The sequence below is a fragment of the Microbacterium sp. LjRoot45 genome, assembly GCF_964253325.1.
In the GTDB taxonomy this organism is placed as follows: Bacteria; Actinomycetota; Actinomycetes; order Actinomycetales; family Microbacteriaceae; genus Microbacterium.
Window position 1 is genome coordinate 95666 of record NZ_CAXUQM020000001.1, and the last position, 21271, is coordinate 116936.

21 protein-coding genes are annotated in these 21271 nt (G+C 70.7%); 7 read left to right on the forward strand and 14 right to left on the reverse strand.

Annotated elements, in window-relative coordinates:
• Positions 1–2: 2 nt before the first annotated feature.
• From ACSQ18_RS00420 to ACSQ18_RS00430, 3 genes are read right to left on the reverse strand one after another with little or no spacing between them, the layout of a single operon-like run.
• On the reverse strand, positions 3–1946 hold the full coding sequence (locus tag ACSQ18_RS00420; RefSeq protein ID WP_436035093.1) for a YhgE/Pip family protein: 1944 nt from the start codon (positions 1944–1946) through the stop codon (positions 3–5).
• The gene (locus ACSQ18_RS00425; protein ID WP_436035094.1) at positions 1943–2617 is read right to left on the reverse strand and encodes a hypothetical protein; all 675 of its coding nucleotides are present in this window, start codon (positions 2615–2617) and stop codon (positions 1943–1945) included. The genes ACSQ18_RS00420 and ACSQ18_RS00425 overlap by 4 nt, the downstream gene beginning before the upstream one ends.
• Positions 2617–3234: a TetR family transcriptional regulator gene (locus ACSQ18_RS00430; protein ID WP_436035095.1), complete on the reverse strand. Its 618-nt coding sequence runs from the start codon at positions 3232–3234 to the stop codon at positions 2617–2619. The genes ACSQ18_RS00425 and ACSQ18_RS00430 overlap by 1 nt, the downstream gene beginning before the upstream one ends.
• 381 nt (positions 3235–3615) lie before the next feature.
• Between ACSQ18_RS00430 and ACSQ18_RS00435 the strand changes: the two genes are divergently transcribed.
• Positions 3616–3912 carry a GIY-YIG nuclease family protein gene (locus tag ACSQ18_RS00435; RefSeq protein ID WP_436035096.1) on the forward strand — a complete coding sequence of 99 codons (297 nt, stop codon included), beginning with the start codon at positions 3616–3618 and terminating at the stop codon, positions 3910–3912.
• 263 nt (positions 3913–4175) lie between these two features.
• Here the strand turns inward: ACSQ18_RS00435 and argG are convergent, their stop codons facing one another.
• The 5 genes from argG to ACSQ18_RS00460 form a co-directional block, all read right to left on the reverse strand.
• Positions 4176–5618 carry an argininosuccinate synthase gene (argG, locus tag ACSQ18_RS00440; protein ID WP_436035097.1) on the reverse strand — a complete coding sequence of 481 codons (1443 nt, stop codon included), beginning with the start codon at positions 5616–5618 and terminating at the stop codon, positions 4176–4178.
• Between the two features lie 156 nt (positions 5619–5774).
• Positions 5775–6596 carry a MetQ/NlpA family ABC transporter substrate-binding protein gene (locus ACSQ18_RS00445; protein WP_436035099.1) on the reverse strand — a complete coding sequence of 274 codons (822 nt, stop codon included), beginning with the start codon at positions 6594–6596 and terminating at the stop codon, positions 5775–5777.
• Positions 6597–6620: 24 nt separating this feature from the next.
• Positions 6621–7379, reverse strand: coding sequence for a methionine ABC transporter permease (locus ACSQ18_RS00450; RefSeq protein ID WP_436035100.1), 759 nt, complete (start codon positions 7377–7379; stop codon positions 6621–6623).
• Entirely contained in the window at positions 7376–8344 is a 969-nt protein-coding gene (locus ACSQ18_RS00455; RefSeq protein WP_436035101.1) for a methionine ABC transporter ATP-binding protein, read from the reverse strand. Before ACSQ18_RS00455 ends, ACSQ18_RS00450 begins: the two co-directional genes overlap by 4 nt.
• 267 nt (positions 8345–8611) lie before the next feature.
• Entirely contained in the window at positions 8612–9301 is a 690-nt protein-coding gene (locus ACSQ18_RS00460) for a Pr6Pr family membrane protein (RefSeq protein WP_436035102.1), read from the reverse strand.
• Between the two features lie 158 nt (positions 9302–9459).
• Here ACSQ18_RS00460 and ACSQ18_RS00465 point away from each other — a divergent pair, with 158 nt between their 5' ends.
• Entirely contained in the window at positions 9460–10746 is a 1287-nt protein-coding gene (locus tag ACSQ18_RS00465; RefSeq protein ID WP_436035103.1) for an adenylosuccinate synthase, read from the forward strand.
• Positions 10747–10753: 7 nt separating this feature from the next.
• Entirely contained in the window at positions 10754–11812 is a 1059-nt protein-coding gene (locus ACSQ18_RS00470; RefSeq protein ID WP_436035104.1) for a lactonase family protein, read from the forward strand.
• Here the strand turns inward: ACSQ18_RS00470 and ACSQ18_RS00475 are convergent.
• On the reverse strand, positions 11809–12996 hold the full coding sequence (locus ACSQ18_RS00475; protein ID WP_436035106.1) for an AI-2E family transporter: 1188 nt from the start codon (positions 12994–12996) through the stop codon (positions 11809–11811). The two genes, ACSQ18_RS00470 and ACSQ18_RS00475, sit on opposite strands and share 4 nt — an antisense overlap.
• Before the next feature lie 92 nt (positions 12997–13088).
• Here ACSQ18_RS00475 and ACSQ18_RS00480 point away from each other — a divergent pair, with 92 nt between their 5' ends.
• Positions 13089–13403: a chorismate mutase gene (locus ACSQ18_RS00480; protein WP_144806804.1), complete on the forward strand. Its 315-nt coding sequence runs from the start codon at positions 13089–13091 to the stop codon at positions 13401–13403.
• A 33-nt stretch (positions 13404–13436) separates the two neighbouring features.
• Here ACSQ18_RS00480 and ACSQ18_RS00485 read toward each other — a convergent pair whose 3' ends face one another.
• The 3 genes from ACSQ18_RS00485 to ACSQ18_RS00495 are packed head-to-tail and all read right to left on the reverse strand — an operon-like array spanning position 13437 to position 15429.
• Positions 13437–14123, reverse strand: a complete 687-nt coding sequence (locus ACSQ18_RS00485) for a hypothetical protein (protein ID WP_436035107.1) — start codon at positions 14121–14123, stop codon at positions 13437–13439.
• On the reverse strand, positions 14120–15034 hold the full coding sequence (locus ACSQ18_RS00490; RefSeq protein ID WP_436035108.1) for an ABC transporter ATP-binding protein: 915 nt from the start codon (positions 15032–15034) through the stop codon (positions 14120–14122). The genes ACSQ18_RS00485 and ACSQ18_RS00490 overlap by 4 nt, the downstream gene beginning before the upstream one ends.
• Positions 15031–15429 (reverse strand): GntR family transcriptional regulator, encoded by a 399-nt coding sequence (locus tag ACSQ18_RS00495; protein ID WP_436035109.1) that lies wholly within the window; start codon positions 15427–15429, stop codon positions 15031–15033. Before ACSQ18_RS00495 ends, ACSQ18_RS00490 begins: the two co-directional genes overlap by 4 nt.
• A 349-nt stretch (positions 15430–15778) precedes the next feature.
• On the opposite strand from ACSQ18_RS00495, the gene ACSQ18_RS00500 reads away from it, so the two are divergent.
• The 3 genes from ACSQ18_RS00500 to ACSQ18_RS00510 all read left to right on the forward strand — a co-directional run bounded on the left by ACSQ18_RS00500 (position 15779) and on the right by ACSQ18_RS00510 (position 19050).
• Positions 15779–17119 (forward strand): quaternary amine ABC transporter ATP-binding protein, encoded by a 1341-nt coding sequence (locus ACSQ18_RS00500; RefSeq protein WP_436035110.1) that lies wholly within the window; start codon positions 15779–15781, stop codon positions 17117–17119.
• On the forward strand, positions 17119–18042 hold the full coding sequence (locus ACSQ18_RS00505; protein ID WP_436035111.1) for an ABC transporter permease: 924 nt from the start codon (positions 17119–17121) through the stop codon (positions 18040–18042). Before ACSQ18_RS00500 ends, ACSQ18_RS00505 begins: the two co-directional genes overlap by 1 nt.
• A 114-nt stretch (positions 18043–18156) precedes the next feature.
• The gene (locus ACSQ18_RS00510) at positions 18157–19050 is read left to right on the forward strand and encodes a glycine betaine ABC transporter substrate-binding protein (RefSeq protein ID WP_436035112.1); all 894 of its coding nucleotides are present in this window, start codon (positions 18157–18159) and stop codon (positions 19048–19050) included.
• An 80-nt stretch (positions 19051–19130) separates the two neighbouring features.
• On the opposite strand, the gene ACSQ18_RS00515 is transcribed toward ACSQ18_RS00510, so the two are convergent.
• Both ACSQ18_RS00515 and ACSQ18_RS00520 read right to left on the reverse strand, forming a co-directional pair.
• A complete protein-coding gene (locus ACSQ18_RS00515) occupies positions 19131–19871 on the reverse strand; it encodes a hypothetical protein (RefSeq protein ID WP_436035113.1) in 741 nt (246 codons plus the stop codon).
• 32 nt (positions 19872–19903) lie between these two features.
• Complete coding sequence (locus ACSQ18_RS00520; protein ID WP_436035114.1) at positions 19904–20920, reverse strand: hypothetical protein; 1017 nt, start codon at positions 20918–20920, stop codon at positions 19904–19906.
• Positions 20921–21271: the final 351 nt, after the last annotated feature.

The window sequence follows — 21271 nt, forward strand, 5'->3', positions numbered from 1 at the left end:
CCTCAGCCGATGAGGCTCGGCTGCAGATCGCGCAGCGTGCGGCGGTGCGTCATGCGGGCGACTCCCGCGATCGCCACCCCGAGCGCGGCGCCGAGCCACAGCAGGAGCACCGCCACGTCGCCGGCGACGCGGTCGAGGGCGCCCCCGTACATGAGCTGGCGCATGGCATCCACGACGTAGCCCATGGGGAGCACGTGATGGAGGGCGGCGAGCGGGCCGGGGAGCGTCTGCCACGGGAAGGTGCCGCCGGCCGTCACCAACTGCAGCACCATGAGCACGAGCCCGACGAACTGACCGACCGAGCCGAGCCATACGTTCAGCGCGAGGATGATCGCCGCGTAGGTGAACGACGCGAGCACCAGGATGCCGAGGGTGCCGAGCGGGTGGGCGAACCCGAAGCCCAAGGCCAGGGAGAGCACCCCGAACAACACGACCATGCCCACCGCACCGAGGAGGGCGGGGGTGAGCCAGCCCGCGAGAGCGATCCGGACGGGCGAGCGGAGCGCCGTGACGGCGCGACGGGAGACCGGCTTGACGATGAGGAACAGGGCGTAGATCCCGATCCATGCGGCCAGCGCGGCGAAGAACGGTGCGAGCCCGGCGCCGTAGTCCGACGCGTGCGCGGTGCTGCTGCTGTCGACCGCGACCGGGTCGGCGATCGTCTCGGCCTGCGCGGCGCGGAGGTCGGCCGACGCGTCGGGGAGGGCCGCGACTCCGTCGGCGAGCCCTGCCCGCAGCTCGTCCGCGCCGCTCGCGAGCGTGCCGAGGCCCGCGCGCAGACGCTCCGCCCCCGCGTCGAGTCGCGTGGCCCCGTCGGACAGTTCGGACGTGCCGGATGCCAGTCGGCCCGCGCCGTCCGCGAGCTCGTCGGCCCCGTTCGACACCTGCGCCGAACCCGACGCGACCTGATCGGCGCCGTCGGACACCTGGGCGGCACCGGCGGCGAGGGCGTCGACCTTGCCGACGGCGGCGTCGACGCGGTCGGCGCCGGTCGCCAGCGCGTCGCCGAGCGGGTCGAGCTCGGCGAGCACCGCGGCGACCTCGGATGCCGAGAGGCCGTGTTCGGTGAGCGCACGCTCGATGTCGGCCCGCGCGTCGGGGAGGAGCCCGACGGCGCGATCGACGGCATCGCCGGCGCGGTCGGCGTACCCGGCGAGGGTCGCCGTGCCGTCGGCCACCTGCTGGGCGCCGTCGGCGACGCGGGCCGCGCCCGAGGCGACGCGCGCCGAACCCGACGCGAGCGTGCCGGCTCCGTCGGCGAGGGTCTGCGCCCCGGTGGCGGCGGTCTCGGCTCCCTTCGAGAGCTCGCCCGTGCCGTCGGCGAGGGTCGTCGCGCCGGCGACCGCGTCGTCGGCACCGTCGGCGAGCTTCGTCGCGCCGTCGGTGGCCGTCACGAGCTGCGCGCGGATGTCGGCGATGCCGTCGAGCAGGCGTCCGGCTGCTTCTTCACCGACGAGTTCTGCGACCGAGCGGCGGATCTTCTCGACGGCCTGCGAACCGATCGACGACGCGAGGTAGTTGTTGGCGTCGTTGGTCGACAGGACGATGGTCGCCTGGTGGGGATCGTCGCCGCCGGCGCTCGTGAGCGCGGCGGAGAAGTCGGCGGGGAGCGTCACGGTGAAGTCGACGTCGCCGTTGCGCAGGGCTTCGGCGGCGGCGTCGGCCCCGAGGAGCTGCCAGTCGAACGCGCCGCCGTCGAGCAGCTGGTCGGCGACCTGCGCGCCGTAGTCCGCGGCATCCTGATTCGCGGATGCCGGTACGCCCGCGTCGAGGTCGACCAACGCCACCGGCACGTCCTCGAACTTGCCGTACGGGTCTTGATTCGCCCACAGGTAGAGGCCGCCGTAGAGCACCGGCACGAGCGTGAGGGCGATGAGCGCGATGACCGACATGCGGGTCGCGGTGAGGCGACGGAACTCCGCCGAGATGAGCGCGGGGATCTTCATCGCGCATCTCCCGCTATCCGTCCGCGGACGCCTCGAAGGCGCACGCCGCTGGCCCGCGGCCGACGGCGACGCGCCGAGCCCGTGGTCTCGGCGACGACGGCTGCCGCCGTGCGTCCCGCGATGACGAGCACCGCGAAGCCGCGGTCGGCGAACTCCTCCACGAGCGGCCACCACTGCGCGGGCTCGGCGCCGTGGCGGTCGGGGGAGACGAGCACGAGACCCTCGATGCCGGGGCGGCGGGATGCCAGCTCCAGCAGCACGCGCAGTCGGTCGACGGGGGCGACGTCGGCGATCGGCACCCGCGAGAGGTGACGGAGGCCGTGCTCGTCGAGCCACCGCCGGGCCGCGAGCGGGTCGGACGGGAGGCCGGCGAACATGAGCTCCTCGCCGACCACACCGGCCAGCGCCACGTCGGGCGCGGGTTCGCTCACGTCGGGCGCATCCACCAGGGCGGTGCGACGACGGAGGTCGCGTGGCACGGCGCGACCGTCGATCGTGACGCGGCCCGTGTCGGGGCGCATGCGTCCGGTGGCGACGAGACCGAGCACCGTGGGGCGCTGTTCGGTCTCGGCGATGGCCAGCGCGGCGCGGCCGCTGCGGTAGCTGAGGGTCGTGGCGGGCAGCGCGAGACCGCGCCGACCCTTCGAGACGTCGGCGAGTTCGACGAGCATCAGGGCTCCGTATCGAGAGAGAGGAGAACGGCATCCGCTTCTCGCCACGACAGGCCGGCGATCGACAGCACGGCACGGACGGCGAGGAGGCGGGCGTCGGGTGAGGAGGCGTCGAGGCGGGTGACGACGACGCGCGCCGTCTCCTCGATGAGTCGCGCGACCGTCGGGGTGGCGACGTCGGTGCGAAGCGTGCCGTCGGCCTGCCCGCGCCGGACGAGCTCGGCCACCGTGCGGCGCAGGGGAGCGAGGGCGGCGGCGGTCCACTCGACGTGCGTCTCGTCGAGGGCGAGGGCGGCGGCCACCTGCACGTGGGCCGCCTCCGTCCAGAGTCGATCGGTGAGGCGAGCCAGCGCAAGCGGTGCGGGGTCGGTCGCGTCGACGGCGTCGGCGATCGCGTTGAAGCGCGGAGCGCCGGCGTCGATGAGTTCGCGCAGGAGTGCGTCGCGGTCGTCGAAGTGGCCGTAGAGCGCGCGCCGCGTCAGGCCAGCGGCCCGGGCGATCGTGTCGATCGACGCGTGCGGGTCGTGGGCGAGGGTCGTGGCTGCCGCCGAGAGGATTCCTGCGCGGTTGGCCGCGGCATCCCTTCTCGGGCGACGGGCCGGCGCGGTCGTGCTCATGGCTCCAGCGTACGAACGTGCACATGCATGTGCAAGTTATCTGGGCGAACTCCCAGCGATGCCGGCGTGCGGGGCGTGTGGGGCGTTTCGTCTCGCTGCGCTCGCTCAACGACCGGGGCGGTGGCGACGTTCGGTCGTTGAGCGAGGGCGCGGGGCGACCGAGACGAAACGGGCGTTGCGGGTGGGGCGTTTCGTCTCGCTGCGCTCGCTCAACGACCGGGTTGCGGTGCGGCGGAGGGTGGGGCGTTTCGTCTCGCTGCGCTCGCTCAACGACCGGGGGGCAGGCGACGTTCGGTCGTTGAGCGAGGGCGCGGAGCGACCGAGACGAAACGGGTGTGGATGGATGGAACCGATGCCCCGCGGCATCCGTACGCTCAACCGATGGCCTACGTCTATATGCTGCGCTGCTCCGACGGGACGCTTTACGTCGGCAGCACGCGCGACCTCGCGCGGCGGTTTGCGCAGCACCAGGCGGGAGAGGGCGCGGCGTACACGCGACGTCGACGTCCGGTCGAGCTGTTCTGGTCGAGCGAGTGTGCGCGCATCGATGAGGCGTTCGCGTGGGAGAAGCGGCTGCAGGGATGGAGTCACGCCAAGCGCGTGGCCTTTGCGGAGGGCGGACTGGATGCCGTGCGCGGCTGGAGCGCCGCACATCGCCGCCGTTCCCCCGACGACTGAGCGGTGGGGTGGTGCAGCGTTTCGTCTCGCTGCGCTCGCTCAACGACCGGGGTGGCGGGGCGGCTTCCGGTCGTTGAGCGAGGGCGCGGAGCGCGCGAGACGAAACGGTGGTGCGGGGTGCGGTGGTGCCGGTCGTTGAGCGAGGGCGCGGAGCGCCCGAGACGAAACGGATGTGCGGGGTGCGGCGTTTCGTCTCGCTGCGCTCGCTCAACGACCGGGCGCTCGCTCAACGACCGGGGGTGCGCTCGCTCAACGACCGAGGGTCAGTCGGCGCCGAAGTCGAACGACGCCGACTCGGATGCCTCGTCGAGCGCTTCGGCGAGTTCCTCGCGCTCGGCGTCGAACGGCCGCGCGTGGCCGGTGATCTCCGCCGCTTCACCCGACGCGAGCTCGCCGACGAGCTCCGCCGTCGCGCCGCCGATGAGACCCAGGCCCGCGTACTGCTCGAGACGGGCGCGGGAGTCGGCGATGTCGAGGTTGCGCATCGTCAGCTGCCCGATGCGGTCGGTCGGGCCGAAGGCCGCGTCGCCGACGCGCTCCATCGACAGCTTCTCCGGCGAGTACGACAGGTTCGGGCTAGTGGTGTCGAGGATCGTGTAGTCCTCGCCGCGGCGGAGGCGCAGCGTGACGGTGCCGGTCACGGCAGACCCCACCCACCGCTGGATCGACTCCCGCAGCATGAACGACTGCGGCTCGAGCCACCGTCCCTCGTACATGAGGCGGCCGAGACGGCGACCCTGCTCGTGGTAGGTCGCGAGGGTGTCCTCGTTGAGGATGCCGTTGACCAGGCGCTCGTAGGCGATGAACAGCAGCGCCATGCCGGGGGCCTCGTAGATGCCGCGGCTCTTCGCCTCGATGATGCGGTTCTCGATCTGGTCGCTCATGCCCAGGCCGTGGCGACCGCCGATCGCGTTCGCCTCCTGGACGAGGGCCACGGCATCCGCGAACTCCACGCCGTTGATCGCGACGGGGCGTCCCGCCTCGAAGGTGACCGACACGTCTTCGGTGGCGATCTCGACCGACGGGTCCCAGAAGCGCACGCCCATGATCGGCTCGACGACCTCCAGCGACACGTCGAGGTGCTCGAGGGTCTTCGCCTCGTGCGTGGCACCCCAGATGTTCGCGTCGGTCGAGTACGCCTTCTCCACCGAGTCGCGGTAGGGGAAGTCGTGGGCGACCAGCCATTCGCTCATCTCCTTGCGACCACCGAGCTCCGTCACGAAGTCGGCATCCAGCCAGGGCTTGTAGATGCGCAGCGCCGGGTTGGCGAGCAGGCCGTAACGGTAGAACCGCTCGATGTCGTTGCCCTTGTAGGTGGAGCCGTCGCCCCAGATGTCGACGCCGTCCTCCTTCATCGCGCGCACGAGCAGCGTGCCCGTGACGGCGCGGCCGATGGGCGTCGTGTTGAAGTACGTGCGCCCGCCGGAGCGGATGTGGAACGCGCCGCACGCCAGCGCCACGAGGCCTTCTTCGACGAGGAGCGGCTTGCAGTCGATGAGACGCGACGCCTCGGCGCCGTACTGCAGGGCGCGGCCCGGGATCGAGGCGATGTCGTCTTCGTCGTACTGACCGAGGTCGCCCGTGTAGGTGAAGGGGACGGCGCCCTTGTCGCGCATCCACGCGACGGCGACGGAGGTGTCAAGGCCTCCCGAGAAGGCGATGCCGACGCGCTCGCCGACGGGCAGGGACTGGAGGACCTTCGACATGCGATCAAGTCTACTGAGGCATCCGCGCCCACTCCGGCCGCGTGACGCTGGTGCGACGTGGCTCGAACGTGGCGCGAACGCGTTCGCCGGCGCCGAACTGCGGATGCCGTGGAGACGCACCCGCACTTCGACGCCGGCGAAGGGGCGATACCGGGGTCAGTTAGTCACGGGGACGACGAGGCCGCCCCAGGTCTCCTGCTCGTAGTCGGCGGCGTCCTGCGAGGTGAGCAGGTCGTAGAGCGCGACGATGCGGGGGTCGTCCTTGAGCTCCGGGCGCGTGGCCAGCACGTTGTAGTACGGGCTGTCGGCGCCCTCGATGAGGATCGCCTGGTCGGCGGTGAGTCCCGCCGGCAGCGCGAAGCTGATCGTCACGAACGCCGTGTCGACGTCGGGAAGCGCCTGCGGCAGCGTCGCGTTCTCGATCTCCTTGAACTCGAAGCCCCGCGGGTTCGCCGTCACGCCCGAGAGGTCGACGACGTCGTCGGTCGCCTCGATGAGCCCCTCGGCGGCGAGCATCTTGAGCGCGCGCCCCTCGTTCGTCGGGTCGTTGGGGATCGCGATGGAGGCGCCGTCGGCGAGCTCGTCGAGGCTCGAGATCTTCGTCGAGTAGAACGCGGCCGTCGGCAGGTACGCCTCGCCCACGCTCACGAGGTCCTCACCGGTGTTGGCGTTGAAGGTCTCGAGGAACGTCGAGTTCTGGAACAGGTTCGCGTCGATCGACCCGTCGGCCAGCGCCGTGTTCGGGGTGTTGTAGTCGGTGAACGGCACGAACTCGATCGTGAGTCCGAGCTCGGAGGCGCCGTTCTCGGCGACGTGCTTCAGGATGTCGCCGGCGGGCGTCTGGAGCGCGCCCACCTTCAGCGTGCCGAGGCTGTCGCCCGACGCGTCGGTGGCCGGCGCGGTGCCGCCCGCGCAGCCGGTGAGCAGGAGGGCGGCGGCAGCGGTGGCCGCCGCGAACAGGGGGAGCTTGCGAGTCATGGTGTGGTCCTTTCGGGATGCCGGTCAGGGAGCAAGGTGCGAGGTGGCTGTCGTCGCGCGCGACGGGACGGGGGCCGTGCCGCGCGCGCGACGCGGCGGGCGGGAGGAGCGGCGGGCGAGGCGGCGCGCGCCCCACGAGGCGAGCGACTGCAGGACCATCACGATCGCGAAGATGATGACGATCACCGACACGATGTGGATCCAGCTGTACTGCTGGTAGCCATAGCGGATGGCGACGTCGCCGAGGCCGCCGCCGGCGACCGTGCCGACCATCGCCGAGAAGTTGATGATCGAGGTCACCGTGGTCGAGAGTCCGAGCAGCATGGGCGGCGCGGCCTCGGGCAGGAGCACCTTGGTGACCAGCTGCCACCGGCTCGCGCCGAGCGACGACGCGACCTCCAGCAGCCCCGGGTCGACCTCCTTGATCGCGATCTCGACCATGCGGGCGAAGAACGGGATCGCGACGACCGACAGCGGGACGATCGCCGCCGTCGGGCCGATGAAGGTGCCGACCACCACGCGCGTGAACGGGATGAGGGCGACCATCAGGATGATGAACGGCACCGATCGGCCGAGGTTGACGATGAAGTCGAGCGTGCGGTTGATGACGACGCCGAGCCGCCTCGATCCGAACGGCGCCTCCAGGAAGCGTCCCTCCTCGGTACCGACGAGCACGACACCCAGCGGCAGGCCCACGATCACCGTCGCCAGCAGCGCGAACCCGACCATGTACAGCGTCTGCCCCGTGGCGACGAGGAGCACCGTGAAGAGCTGATCGTTCACGCGGCGACCCCCGTCCGGAGCACCTCGACGAGGAGCCCCTGGCCGCGGAGGTCGTCGATCACGGCGGATGCCGCGGCATCCGGCACTTCGAGGCGCGTGCGCCCCGCCTGCGTGCCACCGATCCGCTCGATCAGCGCCCCGAGGATCGACACGTCGAGCCCGTGGTCGCGCGCGAGCTGGGCGATCACCGGCCGGTCGGCGGTGCCGCCGGCGAACGTGATGTCGATCACGGTGGCATCCGGGGCCACCGACGCCGGGATCGCGCCGAGCGGGAACAGCTGGGCGGTGAGGCGGGAGCCGGGCGTGCGGATGATGTCGACCAGGCGGCCGCTCTCGACCACCCGGCCCGCCTCGAGGAGCGCGGCGGAATCGCACACGGTCTTCACGACGTCCATCTCGTGGGTGATGAGGAGCACGGTGAGCCCGAGTTCCGCGTTGATGCGGCGATACAGGTCGAGGATCGCGGAGGTCGTCTCCGGGTCGAGGGCGCTCGTGGCCTCGTCGGACAGCAGCACGCTCGGACGCGCCGCGAGCGCACGCGCGATGCCGACGCGCTGCTGCTGACCGCCCGACAGCTCGTGGACCGACGCCTCGGCGCGGTGACTGAGGCCCACGAGATCGAGCATCTCGAGCGCGCGGGCCCGACGCTGCTCCCGCGGCGTGCCGTCGAGCTCGAGCGCCAGCTCCACGTTGGCGCGCACCGTGCGGCTCCCCAGCAGGTTGAACCGCTGGAAGACCATGCCGATGCGGCGGCGCGCGGCCCGCAGATCGGCGTCGCCGAGAGCGGTGAGTTCGGTGCCGTCGACCGTGACGGTTCCGGCATCCGGTCGTTCGAGGAGGTTCACGATGCGGGCGAGCGTGCTCTTGCCGGCACCGCTCTGCCCGACGATGCCGAAGATCTCGCCCGTGGGGATCGTCAGCGAGACGTCGTCGACGGCGGGGACGTCGCCGTATCGCTTGGACACGTGTTCGAGCGCAATCACGCGGGCAGGCCTCTCTGCGGGGGGTCGCGCCCGGTGGTTCGTCGACGCGTGCTTCGAGTCTCGCCGCCCGGCACCGCGCCGACCGAATCCCTGTTACGCCCCGTGTCGTCACCGCTGGACACGCCGCCCGCCGCGCTGGCCGGGTTCGCGCGGGTTCGCGCTGGTTCGTCCGCGCCGAATCGTGGGTGGCGTCGGGTGACACCCGCGAGACGGCGCCGGCGAAGGCCACACGCCGGCGAGGGCCGCGCGTCAGGACGTGACGGATGCCGTCGTGCGGCGACGGCCGATCCACACGGTGAATGCCCCCACCGCGACGAAGGCGAGCGAGATGACCACGATGTAGACGAGCACCGAGGGCCAGCCGCCCGGACCGTTCGGGTTGAGGAACGGATACGGGTACCACCAGGGCTCCCCGTTGGCCGGGTTGGTCACGAGGGGACCGCGCAGGAGGGTGTAGGCGCTCCAGACGAGGGGGAAGGCGAGCACCACCGCGATCGATCGCCACGGGAGGCCGCGCCGCCGCGGCGCGAAGAGCAGATCGAGGAGCAGGAACAGCGGGCCGATGAGGTGGAGCACCTCGTTCGACCAGGGCACCGGCTCGCTCCCCTGCGGCAGGGTGATGCCCCGCAGGAGGGCGTTGTAGACGATGCCCGTGATCACCATCGCCGTGGTGGCGCAGGCCAGCGTCGTCGCGAGGGCCGGGCTCTCGACGGCATCCCGCCCGGCGCGCAGTCCGGCGATCCCCGCCCACAGGAGCGTCGTCGCGGCGAGCACGTTGGAGAGGATCGTGAAGAAGCTGAAGAAGTTGGCGATCACGGTGCCGAGGTCGCGGCCCAGCTCGATCGTCGTGGTGATCGACGCCACCAGCTGCGTGACGACGGCCGCGATGATGAGCAGGCCCATCACGAGCCGCAGAACGGACCAAATGCTGACGCGCATTCCCGCAGGCTACCGTCCGCCCGCGCGGCCGGTCGAGAGTGCGCATTCGGTCGTTGCGCGGCCGGATCCGGAACAGTTCGCGCAATCCGGGCGGCGGAAGCAATCACGGACGGCCCCGATAGAATGGGGACTCACCGTCCATCCACGGGGGAGCACCCATGCCAGGCATCGTCATCGTCGGAGTCCAGTGGGGGGACGAGGGCAAGGGCAAGGCCACCGATCTCCTCGGTGAGCGCACCGACTGGGTCGTGAAGTTCAACGGCGGCAACAACGCCGGTCACACGGTCGTCATCGGCGACGAGAAGTACGCCCTGCACCTGCTGCCGTCCGGCATCCTCTCGCCCGGCGTCAACGCCGTCATCGGCAACGGCGTCGTCATCGACCTCGAGGTGCTCTTCGCCGAGCTGTCCGCGCTCGCCGCCCGCGGGGTCGACACGTCCCGGTTGAAGGTGAGCGCGAACGCGCACGTCATCACGCAGTACCACCGCACGCTCGACAAGGTCACCGAGCGCTTCCTGGGCAAGCGCATGATCGGCACCACCGGCCGCGGCATCGGTCCGAGCTACGCCGACAAGATCAACCGCGTCGGTATCCGCATCCAGGACCTCTTCGACGAGAACATCCTGCGCCAGAAGGTCGAGGGTGCGCTCGACCAGAAGAACCACCTGCTCGTAAAGGTCTTCAACCGCCGCGCGATCACCGTCGACGAGATCGTCGACGACCTGCTGTCCTACGCCGATCGCCTGCGTCCGATGGTCTGCGACACGGGCCTGCTCCTCAACGACGCGTTGAATGCCGGTGACGTCGTCGTGTTCGAGGGTGGCCAGGCCACGATGCTCGACGTCGACCACGGCACGTACCCGTTCGTGACGTCGTCGTCGGCGACGGCCGGAGGCGCGGCCACCGGCTCCGGCGTCGGTCCGAACCGCCTCGACCGCATCGTCGGCATCGTGAAGGCGTACACGACGCGCGTCGGTTCGGGGCCCTTCCCGACGGAGCTGTTCGACGAGCAGGGCGAGTGGCTGCGCACGCGCGGCTTCGAGTTCGGCACGACGACGGGGCGCCCGCGCCGCGTGGGCTGGTACGACGCCCCCATCACGCGCTATGCGACGCGCGTCAACGGCATCACCGACCTCGTGCTGACGAAGCTCGACATCCTGACCGGCCTCGACCGGATCCCGGTGTGCGTCGCCTACGACGTCGACGGCGAACGCTTCGAGGAAGTGCCGGTCAACCAGAGCGACTTCCACCACGCGACGCCGATCCTCGAGTACTTCCCCGGGTGGAAGGACGACATCTCGAAGGCCCGCACCTTCGAGGACCTCCCCCTCGAAGCGCAGGACTACGTGCTGGCCCTCGAGGCCATGAGCGGTACCCGCATCTCGGTCATCGGCGTCGGCGCGTCCCGCGACGCGGTGATCGTGCGCCACGACCTGGTCGACTGAGCTCCCCGTGAGGTTCTTCGTCGGCGCCTACACCGCCGACGGCGACGGCGATGCCACCGGGATCGGCGTCGTCCACGCGGGTGAGCCGGACGGTTCGCTCGCGGGTGGACAGCTCTCGACCGGTGCGGATGCCGTACGCACCGATGGGTCGCCGTCGTGGCTGGCCTGGCATCCGACTCTCGACGTGCTCTATGCGGCGCTCGAGCACGGTGGAGCGGTGCAGGCGCTCCGCCGCACCGGTCCCGACTCGTTCGCGCTGTTCGGCGAGCCCGCGGCCGTGGGTGAGCTCGTCTGCCACGTCGCCGTCGAGCCCGGTGGTCGATGGCTCGTCGCGTCGTGCTGGGGCGACGGCCGGGTCGTGCGCCTGCCGCTGGCGCCGGACGGCCGGGTGGGGACGGGTGTCGTCGCCGCAGCGGCGACCGACCCGTATGCCGCGCTCGACATGAATCGCCCGTCGCGCGCGCACCACGCTCGCTTCGTGGGGACGCGGACGGTCGTGACGACCGATCTCGGGCTCGACCAGGTGCGTGCGTGGCATCCCTTTGCGGACGGACTGCGCGAGGTCGACCGGGTGGTGCTCCCGCAGGGCGCCGGACCGCGGCACACCGTGTGGCACCCCAGCGGTCACCTCTACGTCGTGACGGAGTTCTCGCTCGAGCTCTTCGTGCTCGCTCCTCCGTCGGACGGCCAGGGGTGGCGGCTCGTCGCCGCCGGTCCCGTCTCGCCCGGGGCGCTCCCCGGTGCGGATGCCGCGGCGGAGATCTCGCTGTCCGCCGACGCCGAGTTCGCCTACGTCGGGCTGCGGGGCACCGACACGATCGCGACGCTGCGCGTGCGCGGCACCGGCGCGACCGTGCAGCCCGTCGCCCTCGTCGAGAGCGGCGTGACCTGGCCCCGGCACCACCTCGTCGCGCGCGACACACTTCTGGTGGCCGGACAGCGGTCGGACGACGTGGCATCCCTCGCGCTCGACCTGCGCACCGGCATCCCGGGGCGCGTGCGCCATCGCGTGTCCACACCGTCGCCGAGCCAGCTGCTCGCCGACCGGCCGGGGGCGGCGGGCTAGACCTTCGCGTCCTGGCGGGGGATCCACACCTTCTTCAGCACGAGCAGGAGCGACGCGGTCACGGGGATGGCAACGAGCGCGCCGAGAAGGCCCATGAGGGTGCCGCCGACGAGCGCGCCGATCACCACGAGCGACCCGGGCACCGCGATCGTCTTGTTCATGACGCGAGGAGTGAGCACGTATGCCTCGAGTTGCATGTACACGAGGTACGCGGCCGCGAAGACGAGGGCCGACAGCGGATTCGTGAACAGGGCGACCACGGAGCCGATGCCCCAGAACAGCACCGTTCCGACCAGCGGGATGATCGTGATGCAGAACGACACGACGGCCAGCAGCAGCGGGAAGGGCAGCCCCAGCACGGAGTAGAGGAGGAAGGTCACGAGGGCGTTGAAGAACGCGAGGATGACCATGCCCCCGAGGTATCCCCCGACCGAGGCGGTGATCTCCTCCGTCAGCTCCGCCGTGAGGGGACGGTTGCGTGCCGGAACGAGACGGTAGAACGCCTGCTTGACCTCCGGGAGGGAGGCGAGGAAGTACAGGCTCAACACGATGATGATGATGAGCCCCGAGATCGTCGTGCCGATCGAGACGCCGATCTGCAGCACGCCGCCGCCGATCGCGGCCAGGTTCGCCGGATCGCTGAGGAATCGCTGGATCTCGTTCAGCAGCGCGGGCACCTGGTCGCCGAACTGATCGCGCGCCCACAGGTAGAAGTCGGTCTGCTGGAAGCCGGCGATCGTCGAGGGCAGGTCGCGGATGAACTGGGCGACCTGACCGACGACCGTCGGGATGACGAGCCACAGCACGCCGACCATGACGAGCGCGAACACGAAGTAGACGATGACGATGCCCCACGCCCGGCCGACACCGCGACGCTCCAGCCGGCGTACGAGGGGATCGAGGCCCAGGGCGGCGAACAGTGCGAAGGCGATGTAGATCCAGATGGTGGCGAGGTCGGCGATGGCAGACGTGAGTCCGACCGCCAGGAGACCGCCGAGGACGACGAGGAAGCCGAGCACGAAGGGCCGCTGGATGAGCGCGCCCACCGGACGCGGCGGCTGCTCGGGGGCGAGCGACGCGCCCGTCGGAGTCGCAGCGTCCGCCGCTGCTGCGGGCGACGCGCTCGGTCGGCGGCGCGACCAGCGACGCGGGGAGGGTCCGGGCTCGGACGGGGCATCGGTCATGCGTCACACTCTAGGGGCGGAGGGGCGTCGGCGACCTCGTCGGGACGGTCGAGCCGCGGGGTGAGACGGTACGCTCGGGTCGGGGAGGACTCATGACGGACGACACAGCGGATGCCACAACCGCCGCGACCGCGCGGCTGCTCGGTCTGCGGGCGAGCATCGACAACATCGACGCGGCGCTCATCTTCCTGCTCGCCGAGCGTTTCCGCTGCACGAAGCAGGTCGGTGTGCTGAAGGCCGAGCACGGGATGCCGGCATCCGACCCGAACCGTGAAGAGCAGCAGATCGCGCGCCTGCGTCGGCTGTCGGCGGAAGCCGACCTCGACCCCGAGTTCGCCGAGAAGTGGTTCAACTTCGTCGTCGCCGAGGTCATCCGCCACCACACGGCCGAGGCCGAACGCGACTGACGCGTCCGGCCCCGGTGAATCCGCTGTCGGCGTTCAGGGGGTCGCCCGCCGGAGCGGTGCGAACGAGAACGCCGCGATGACGACGGCGACCAGGAGTGTCCAGGCGGCGATGCCGGCGGTGCCCTGCGTTCCGATCCACTCACCGACGGCGCCCCAGCCGTCGAGACGCCCGATGAGCCAGCCCGCCCCGACGAGCGCGAGCCCGATGCCGACGAGCACCACCGTGAGCCACACGCTCCCGAACCGCTTGTAGATGGTGGCCGAGCCGAAGCCGATCATGAAGAACACCATCGGAACCGCGAAGTACAGCAGCCATGCCGCCGCCGGCCCGGCATCCCAGATCCAGTCGACCGAGAAGTACCAGCCCTGCAGTCCCCACCCTCCGGTCGCCCGCTCGAGGAACGCGCCACCGACGTAGAGCGTCGCCAGCAGCGCCGAGAAGAGCGCCGCCGTGAGCGTCGTTCCGAAGAAGTACTCCCGCCGAGTGACGCTCATCGCCTGCGAGAACGGGAAGGTGAGTGTCAGCGACTGCACGCCGACGACACCGAAGTACCAGTACACGGCCTGTGCGCCGCCGCTGTACTTCTGACCTTCGGCGGGCACCATCGACCAGATCACCAGGGTGAGCAGGAACGAGCCGGCCAGCACGATCAGCGGCACCCACACGTAGGTCTGCTTGTTGATCAGCTGCATGCGCACGACATTCCAGGTGCGGTTCACGACAGGCTCCCTTCCTTGACGTCGCGGTCGGCGGACGCGCCGGCCGCGTGCTGCGTGGTGCGGACGATCAGCTGCTGGAGCGAGACCGGAGCGACGTCCAGTCCCTCCTCGCGGAGCCGGGCGTGGTCCGCCCCGGTGAGTTCGCCGATGATCGTGACCGAGGCGACGCGGCCCAGGCTCTCGCGATGGATCACCTCGCGGCCGGCGACGAACGCGTCGACCGCTGCGGCGTCACCGACGATCGTCGCGGCGCGACCGCGCACGGCATCCGTCTCCTCGTCCATGATGATCCGGCCGCCGTCGATGACGATCACCCGCTCGAGGAGATTCGACACCTCGTCGATCAGGTGGCTCGACAGGATGATCGTGCGCGGGTGCTCGGCGTAGTCCTCGAGCAGGCGGTCGTAGAAGAGCTGGCGGGCGACGGCGTCTAGTCCGAGATAGGGCTCGTCGAAGAAGGTGATCTCCGCGCGGGATGCCAGGCCGATGATCACGCCGACGGCGCTGAGCTGGCCGCGCGAGAGCTTCTTGATCGTCTTGTTCATCGGCAGCTGGAAGTCGGCGATGAGGCGATCGGCGAGGGTCTGGTCCCAGTTCTCGAAGAAGAGCCGCGCCATCTGGAACGCGTGGGCGGGCTTCGCGTCGTCGGGGTACTTCTGGCTCTCGCGGACGAAGCACATGCGGCGCAGCACCTTGGCGTTCTCGTACGGGTGCTCGCCGAAGACGCGGACGTCGCCGCTCGTGGCGAAGTTCTGCGCCGTGAGGATCGACATGACCGTGGTCTTGCCGGCTCCGTTCCGACCCAGGAGGCCGTAGATCGTGTCCTTCTCGATCGTGAAGCTCACGTCGTCGGCTGCGACGGTGTCGCGGTAGCGCTTGGTGAGGTGCTTCACCTCGATCACGCTGGTCATCGTGCGGTTCCTTCCGTTGCTGTCGTGTCGGCGGGCCGCTGCTGCGCCCGCTCCGCGAGGAGGCGGGCGAGATCGTCGGCGGCGAGGCCCAGGGTGCGTGCTTCCGCGAGCAGGGGATCGAGGAAGCGCTCGACGAAGGCGGCACGGCGCTCGGCGAGGAGCAGCGCGCGGGCCCCCGGCGAGACGAACATGCCGATGCCGCGGCGCTTGTAGAGCACGCCCTTGTCGGTGAGCATCGCGATCCCCTTCGCCGCGGTGGCCGGGTTGATGCGATAGAAGGCCGCGAGTTCGTTCGTCGACGGTGCCTGCGCCTCTTCGGCGAGGGCTCCATCGATGATCGAGTCCTCCACGCTCTCCGCGATCTGCAGGAAGAGCGCGCGTCCTTCGTCGATCATCCGTCACCTCTTGGGTTAGTTACTTGACTAACTAACCATGCAACGAACCCGCGGCGATGTCAAGCGGTGCGTGAGGGATGTCTCGGTTTGCGGCCTTCGGGGAACCTCGTTACGTTGGAAAGAGGGCCGTGAGCATGCTCGTCGGCCCCGACGACCAGTCCGCGACCGCTCGATGTCGTGTCTCCGACACCATCCGGGTGGGCGTATGGTCGGCGGTCTGGGCGACAGACCCGATGTGTGTCGCCGGAGCGTGACGTCCCCCCGCGTCCGAGCATCGACGCGTGCGGCGGGTCGCGCCGATGATCGCCACCCGGGCGTAACCGATGCTGCCGCGCGCGCGGCCGCCGAGGTGAAGCACGTGACCGTTCCCCCGTCCCCCGAAGGCGCTCCCGCCCTCGAAGCCCAGGGCCTGTACAAGGTCTTCGGCCGCAATCCCCGCGAAGGCGTCCGCCGGCTCGAAGCCGGCCAGACCCGCGCCGGCATCGCCGACGTCGGCACCGCCGCCGTCATCGACGCGAGCTTCACGGTGAACCCCGGCGAGATCTTCGTCATCATGGGCCTGTCCGGCTCCGGCAAGTCGACCATCATCCGCATGCTCAACGGGCTGCTGCAGCCGACCGCCGGCCAGGTGCTCATCGGCGGCCGCAACGTCACGACCGCCGCGCCGGGCGAGCTCCGCGGCATCCGTCGCTCGTCGGTGTCGATGGTGTTCCAGCACTTCGCGCTGCTGCCGCACCTCACGGTGCTCGACAACGCCGCCTACGCGCTCGAGATCCAGGGCGTCGGACGCAGCGAGCGTCGCCGCCGTGCGCAGGAGATCCTCGACCGGGTCGGTCTCGGCGACCGAGCGGATGCCATGCCCGACGAACTCTCGGGCGGCATGCGCCAGCGCGTCGGCATCGCGCGCGCCCTCACGGCCGGCACCGACATCCTCCTGATGGACGAGGCCTTCTCGGCCCTCGACCCGCTCATCCGCCGCGAGATGCAGGAGCAGCTCGTCGAGCTGCAGCGCGAGCTCGGCCGCACGATCGTGTTCATCACCCACGACCTCAACGAGGCGATGTTCCTCGGCGACCGGATCGCCGTCATGCGCGACGGTCGCATCGTGCAGAACGGCACCCCCGAGGAGATCCTCACCGACCCCGCCAACGACTACGTCGCGCAGTTCGTGCAGGATGTCGACCGCGCCCGCGTGCTCACCGCCGGCTCCGTCATGGAGCCCCCGCACCTGACGACGCCGCTCACCGCCGGCGTCCGCGGCGCCCTGCGCACGCTGCGCGCGCAGCAGGCGGGCGCCGTGTTCGCGACCGAGAACCGCCGGCTCGTCGGCGTCGTCACCGACCGCGCCGTCATCCGAGCGGTCAAGGCCGGGCAGACCGACCTCCGCGAGATCGTCGACGCGTCGGTGCCCACCGTCGGTCCCGACGACCTTCTCACCGACATCGTCGAGACGGCCGTCGAAGCGACGGTGCCCCTCGCCGTGGTGGATGCCGAACGCCGCCTGCTCGGCGTCATCCCGCGCGTCACGCTGCTCGCCGCCCTCGGGAACGTGCCCGCCACGACCCGCGAGATGCCGATCATCCAGACCCCGATCGACCTCGTCGCCGAGTTCACACCGCTCGTCGACGCCGCCGCCGGAAGCGCCCCCGCCGTGCCGGCGGAGCCCGCGATGGACGGAGGTGCCCGCTGATGGATCATTTCGAATCGTTCATCCGGATCCCGCTCGGCCAGGCCGTGCGCGACATCATCGACTTCCTCAAGGAGTACCTCGGCGGCTTCTTCGACGCCATCGCCACGGTCTTCTCCGCCATCTACGACGTGGCCTCCTGGGTGTTCACGACCCCGCCGTTCTGGGCCGTCATCGTCGTCTTCGCCGCGGCCGCCTGGCTCGTGAAGGGGTGGAAGCTGGCGGTCGGCACGGTGCTCGGCTTCGTCGTGATCCTCGCCGTGGACCAGTGGGAGAACGCGATGCTCACCCTGGCCCTCACGATCGTCGCCGTGCTCATCGCCACCGCCATCGCGATCCCGCTCGGCATCTGGGCCGCGCGCTCGCAGACCGTCTCGAACGTCGTGCGACCGATCCTCGACTTCCTGCAGACGATGCCCGCCTTCGTCTACCTGCTGCCCGCGATCTTCCTCTTCAGCGTCGGCGTCGTGCCCGGCATCGTCGCGACGATCATGTTCGCGATCGCTCCCGGCGTGCGGCTCACTGAGCTCGGCATCCGAGGCGTCGACCCGGAGGTCGTCGAGGCCGGTCAGGCGTTCGGCGCCACGCCGGGTCGCGTGCTCCGCCAGATCCAGCTCCCGCTCGCACTCCCGTCGATCATGGCGGGGATCAACCAGATCATCATGCTCTCGCTGTCGATGTCGGTCATCGCCTCCATGGTGGGCGCCCCGGGTCTCGGCCGTCCGATCGTGCAGGCGCTGAGCTCCGTCAACGTCCCGCTGGGCTTCGAGGCCGGCCTCGCCGTCGTGATGATCGCGATGATCCTCGACCGTCTCACCGGCGCACTCGGCACGCGTCAGCGACCGCGTCGCCGTTCGGCCACGCCGTCGCCCTCGGCATCCCCCGCGGATGCCGGTGCCGACACGCGCGTTCCCGCGAACGCCTGACAGCCCCCCCGACCGGCGGTGCGCCATCCGCGCCGCCTGCCCGTGGCATCCCTCGGGCATCCCCACACCCCGTGACGGCAGTCCTGCCACAGCACACGGGAAGAAAGGAAGAACATGAAGAAGCGTCACCTCCTGAGCACCCTTGCACTCGGCTCCGCGGCGGCACTCGCTCTCGCCGGCTGCGCCGGCACGGGCTCCGACGGCGACGGCGAGGCGGCCTCGAAGGAGGTCACCATCGGCGTCTTCAACGGCTGGCCCGAGGGTGAGGCCGTGTCGTACCTGTGGAAGCTCATCCTCGAGGACAAGGGCTACACGGTCGACCTCGAATACGCGGATGCCGGTCCGGTGTTCCAGGGCGTCGCCGGCGGCGACTACGACTTCGCGCTCGACGGCTGGCTGCCCCTCACCCACGCGGCGTACTTCGAGCAGGCCGGCGGCGACATCGTCGACCTGGGCTCGTGGAACGACGACGCGAAGCTCACGGTCGCGGTGAACGCCGACGCGCCGATCGACTCGCTCGAGGAGCTCGCGGGAGCCGCCGACCAGTTCGACAACCGCCTCATCGGCATCGAGCCGGGCGCCGGACTCACCGCCGCCACGCAGAACGAGGTCATTCCCACGTACGGCCTCGACGGCATGGACTTCATCACCTCGTCCACTCCCGCGATGCTCGCGGAGCTCGACAGCAAGCTCGACGCCGGCGAGAACGTCGCGGTGACGCTGTGGCGTCCGCACTGGGCGTACGACGCGTACGACATCAAGGACCTCGCCGACCCGGAGGGCACCCTCGGTGCCGCGGAGTCGATCCACACGTTCACGCGGAGCGACTTCGAGACCGATCACCCCGAGGTGAACGAGTGGCTGTCGGAGTTCCGCATGGACAGCGAGGCGCTGTTCTCGCTGGAGAACGTCATGTACAACACGGGTGAGGACGTCACCGACTACACCGAGATCGTCCGCCAGTGGATGACCGAGAACCAGGAGTGGGTCGACTCGCTCACCGCCTGACCGGCATCCGTCTCCGCCGAGCCGGCACGTTCCGCGCGAGCCGACACGATTCTCACGCGAGGATCGTGTCGGCTCGGTGGTTACGTGTCGGCTCGCGGTGCGTCGGGGGCGGGAAGCTCCGCCGCGATCTTGGTCTCGAGCACGACGATCGCCTCGTCCGACAGCGAGATGAGGCCGTCGAGTTCCCGGCGGGCCCGCTTGTAGGCGCTCTGGCGTTCGGCGGCCGTCGCCGCCTCGTCGGTCGCGACCGACAGCAGCTGCTTCGCTGTTGCGAGCCGCTTGCGCTCGGCCTCGCTCAGACCGCTCGTGCTCTGGCGCCGGGCATCGCGCTCCGCCAGCTCGAAAGCGACCTCGTAGTCGGTCACCGCGGCGCGATACTCCGCCACCTGTTCCGGAGTGACCTTCGCCGACGCGGATGCCGGCCGCAGCCCGTCGGCGATCTTCTTCGACTTCAAGAACGCGGCGGTCAGCGGCTGACGGCCGTCGCTCATCGCGGGATAGTCGATGAGCTTCGCGACGTCGAGCTCGTACTCCAGCCAGCGTGCCGTGACCGCGTCGTGCGTCCCGAACAGTCGGTCGAGCTGGTCCGGAAGCGGCGACGGGCGGGTGATCGGACGGGGCTCGGATGCCGTGGCCACCGGCTTGGCCCGCGCCGCCGTCTCGGCCGCCTTCAGCTCGCCCTTGATCTTGAGGATCTCCAGCCGTCGCTCGTGCCGGCGGCGCGAGGCGCGCTCCCACCCGCTCGCCACGGCGCCGAACGCCGGGATGAGGGGGAACACGAGCCACCAGTACCCGCGCAGGAAATCGAAGAACGGCTCCACCGTGCCATGCTAACCGCGCGGGAGCGGACTGCTCAGCGTGCGTCGGGGCCGGGGCGTCGGTCGCCGCGCGAAGGAACCGGCCAGATGCCCTCGTCAGGACCGTTCCGTTTCGGCGTCTTCGGCTGTTCGGGATTCGGCTGCGGAGTCGGCCCCGGCGACGGGTTCGGCGACGGGCTCGGGCGGCGCGACTCTCCGCCGAGACGCCCCTCGAGGGCGGATGCCGCCGCCTCCGCTGCCCGGTTCAGCGCCTCCGCCGAACGCGACACGGCGGATTGTGCGATCGCCGACCACGGTGGCACGCCGGTCGACTCGGAGGCCGGGCCTCGCGGGACGGAACCTCCCGCCGGTGCGGTTCCGGCGGCGCGGGCCAGCCGCCAGGCTTCCTGTTCGGCCGCGTCGAACGCGCGCTCGAGCCGCTGTACGGCATCCCGATACGCGGTGAACTCCGTCGCCGTCACCTGCGCGCGGGTGCGGCGAGCCGCCGTGGGGCGGAGCCGCTGAGCCTCGGCCTGCGCCGTGAGGAACGCCGCGGTCCGGGGGTGGCGGGCATCGGTCATCGCGGGGAAGGCGAGCACGCGGGCGGCATCCGTCTCGTACTCCATCCAGCGGGCGGTCACCGCGTCGTGCTGGGCGGTGAGGCGGGCCAGGGGGAACTCGTCGGCGGGCGTCGCAGGGCGCGGGAGCGCTGCGCGGGCGGCCGTGACGCGGGCGCGGGCGGCGCGAAGGGTGGCCGCGGCGGCGCGGGTCTCCCGCTGCGCGGACTGCACGTCGGCGCGCGCGGCGGCCACGTCGGAAGAGGTGGCGAGGGATGCCGTGCGCTCCGCCTGCGCCCGTGCCAGCTCGGCGCGGGCGACCCTGGCCGTGGCCCGTGCGGTGGCCGAGCGCTGTCGCGCGGCGCGCAGCTCCTGCTTGGCCGCGTCGAACGCGAGCCGACGTGCCCGCTCGGTGCGCTGGTGCCGCAGCCCGAACCAGCCGAATGCGCCGGCGCCGATCACGGCCGGTGCGATCCACCAGAACTCGGCGATCGTCGTCCAGCCGATCGGGTCCATGACGTCATGCTAGCCAGCATGCCTGAATCCCGTCCGGGAGTCCGCCGCCCGTGGCATCCGCTGTGGGCATCCGCTGTGGGCATCCCGTTCCTTGTCCCACTTTCGGCTGTTTCAGGGCCTTCTGCCGCGCAGCTTCGCTCAATGTCCCACTTTCGGCTGTTTCAGGGCCGCGGGATCGACCGAATGTGGGACATGCCCCGCACAAACTGGGACATGGCCCCGAAAAAGTAGGACAACTGACCCTGGCGGGCGCGATCACCGTCCCAACCGGCGGCATGTCCCACTCTCGGCTGTTTCAGGGCCGCGGGATCGACCGAATGTGGGACATGCCCCGCACGAACTGGGACATGG

Bases quoted from the DNA above. Each gene is read 5' to 3' on its own strand.
- ACSQ18_RS00420 (WP_436035093.1), bottom strand. From the start codon at position 1,946: ATGAAGATCCCCGCGCTCATCTCGGCGGAGTTCCGTCGCCTCACCGCG.
- ACSQ18_RS00425 (WP_436035094.1), bottom strand. From the start codon at position 2,617: ATGCTCGTCGAACTCGCCGACGTCTCGAAGGGTCGGCGCGGTCTCGCG.
- ACSQ18_RS00430 (WP_436035095.1), bottom strand. From the start codon at position 3,234: ATGAGCACGACCGCGCCGGCCCGTCGCCCGAGAAGGGATGCCGCGGCC.
- ACSQ18_RS00435 (WP_436035096.1), top strand. From the start codon at position 3,616: ATGGCCTACGTCTATATGCTGCGCTGCTCCGACGGGACGCTTTACGTC.
- argG (WP_436035097.1), bottom strand. From the start codon at position 5,618: ATGTCGAAGGTCCTCCAGTCCCTGCCCGTCGGCGAGCGCGTCGGCATC.
- ACSQ18_RS00445 (WP_436035099.1), bottom strand. From the start codon at position 6,596: ATGACTCGCAAGCTCCCCCTGTTCGCGGCGGCCACCGCTGCCGCCGCC.
- ACSQ18_RS00460 (WP_436035102.1), bottom strand. From the start codon at position 9,301: ATGCGCGTCAGCATTTGGTCCGTTCTGCGGCTCGTGATGGGCCTGCTC.
- ACSQ18_RS00465 (WP_436035103.1), top strand. From the start codon at position 9,460: ATGCCAGGCATCGTCATCGTCGGAGTCCAGTGGGGGGACGAGGGCAAG.
- ACSQ18_RS00475 (WP_436035106.1), bottom strand. From the start codon at position 12,996: ATGACCGATGCCCCGTCCGAGCCCGGACCCTCCCCGCGTCGCTGGTCG.
- ACSQ18_RS00480 (WP_144806804.1), top strand. From the start codon at position 13,089: ATGACGGACGACACAGCGGATGCCACAACCGCCGCGACCGCGCGGCTG.
- ACSQ18_RS00490 (WP_436035108.1), bottom strand. From the start codon at position 15,034: ATGACCAGCGTGATCGAGGTGAAGCACCTCACCAAGCGCTACCGCGAC.
- ACSQ18_RS00495 (WP_436035109.1), bottom strand. From the start codon at position 15,429: ATGATCGACGAAGGACGCGCGCTCTTCCTGCAGATCGCGGAGAGCGTG.
- ACSQ18_RS00505 (WP_436035111.1), top strand. From the start codon at position 17,119: ATGGATCATTTCGAATCGTTCATCCGGATCCCGCTCGGCCAGGCCGTG.
- ACSQ18_RS00510 (WP_436035112.1), top strand. From the start codon at position 18,157: ATGAAGAAGCGTCACCTCCTGAGCACCCTTGCACTCGGCTCCGCGGCG.
- ACSQ18_RS00520 (WP_436035114.1), bottom strand. From the start codon at position 20,920: ATGGACCCGATCGGCTGGACGACGATCGCCGAGTTCTGGTGGATCGCA.